The sequence below is a fragment of the Bathymodiolus azoricus thioautotrophic gill symbiont genome, assembly GCF_001298715.1.
In the GTDB taxonomy this organism is placed as follows: domain Bacteria; phylum Pseudomonadota; class Gammaproteobacteria; order PS1; family Pseudothioglobaceae; genus Thiodubiliella.
The window spans coordinates 1-1,519 of sequence record NZ_CDSC02000027.1 but is presented as its reverse complement, the minus strand read 5'-3'; the positions used below and the strand labels follow the sequence as shown (position 1 = coordinate 1,519).

At 36.4% G+C, this 1,519-nt stretch carries 1 protein-coding gene; it reads right to left on the bottom strand.

Features of this window, described 5'->3' with window-relative positions:
* Positions 1-266 precede the first annotated feature (266 nt).
* Positions 267-1,262, bottom strand: coding sequence for a S49 family peptidase (locus tag BAZSYMA_RS00560; protein ID WP_090714478.1), 996 nt, complete (start codon positions 1,260-1,262; stop codon positions 267-269).
* Positions 1,263-1,519: the final 257 nt, after the last annotated feature.

Genomic DNA, 1,519 nt, shown 5'->3' with positions numbered 1-1,519 from the left:
ACAATGGAGAGGGAATTTGGTAACGCAGCACAAGCAGTACCTGAAGATCTTTCAGATTTACAGGATTATCAATCTAGATCTCGAACACCAAAAGTTATCCAACGATTTGCATCCCTATTCCGTCGAAAATAATAAACAATATTAAGCCTACCATTAAACCCGCGCCCACAAGACACAAACAACCCAACCCACCTCTTACACCAAACACTAGATTTTATTCAAAGTTTTGTCTCAAGCTTCTAGAAATAGATGGCTCTAACAGAATGTTACTGCAAAGTAGACATCCAACTTTTAGAAAAAAACTGATTACTAATAACCAAAGCAATATTTTTAGCACTTGCCTCAGTTAATTCTTCCAACAAAGTTTTTTCTTCTTCATACAAAATTCTAGTCTTAACCCCAACCAACTCTGTTGCCACAAAATTGGCATCGCCAATCCCATCAATCAAACCCAAATCATGTGCATCTTGCCCAAGCCAAACCAATCCAGTAAACAAATCTTTATTATCTTTAAGCCTGTCACCCCTACCCTCTTTAACGGCGTTAATAAAGTTTTGGTGAGATTTGTCCAAAATTTGAACTTGAATATGATTGATTGTCGCCTTATCTTCAGGCAAGAACATATCCCCCAATCCCTTATTTTTACCTGCTGTATATAGTCTGCGCTCAATGCCGATTTTTTTCATTGCATCAACCACACCAAAACTAGACATCACCACGCCAATACTACCGATAATTGATGATTCGTCAGCATAAATCTCATCAGCAGCAGCAGCAATATAATAACAGCCCGATGCGCAAACATCCTCAACCACAACATAGAGTTTTTTATTAAATTTCGCTTTTAAACGATTAATCGCTTTATAAATCCTACTAGATTGCACCGGCGATCCACCTGGTGAATTGAGTCGTAAGATCACCGCTTTGGCGTTTTCCGCCTCAAAAACCTCTTGCAACAATTCAATAGCATCATCTGCATTAATACTACCTGCACTTTGAATAACACCACTTAATAGCACCTCTGCCACAAAAGGTGATTCTTTTTCCATGGCATCTTGCAAAATACCGCTTTCACGCAAACTAACATAAGACACACTAACAATATAGCCAAAAAACAACAAACTCAACAGGATTCGCCAGCGTCGTTTTGACTTATTTTGTCGCACAAACTCATGCGCAATATCAGCTAATTGCTCCTCACTACTACGCTTGACATTGTCATTGTCATTCTTGCTTTTAAAGAAACCAAACAATCCACTCATTATCATTTTCCTAACAAAAAAATATTTATTTTACTTGCTCTTGCAAACAATAAAGCAACAAAACGAATTAGGCTTTGTGTAAAAAGCCTAAATTCTACCGATAAAAAGCAATATAAAGTTAAAAGTTGTTACTAGTATACAGAGGTTTTTGGGTAGCCAACTATAAGGCTTTAAAGCAACAAAGATCACTTAATTAATATTGGAAAACTTGACTCAAAAATATTCTTTTATAGATAAAACATTTGCAATATTTTTTG

Excerpts from the sequence above, each read along its gene's own strand:
- BAZSYMA_RS00560 (WP_090714478.1), bottom strand. The coding sequence starts at position 1,262 with ATGAGTGGATTGTTTGGTTTCTTTAAAAGCAAGAATGACAATGACAAT.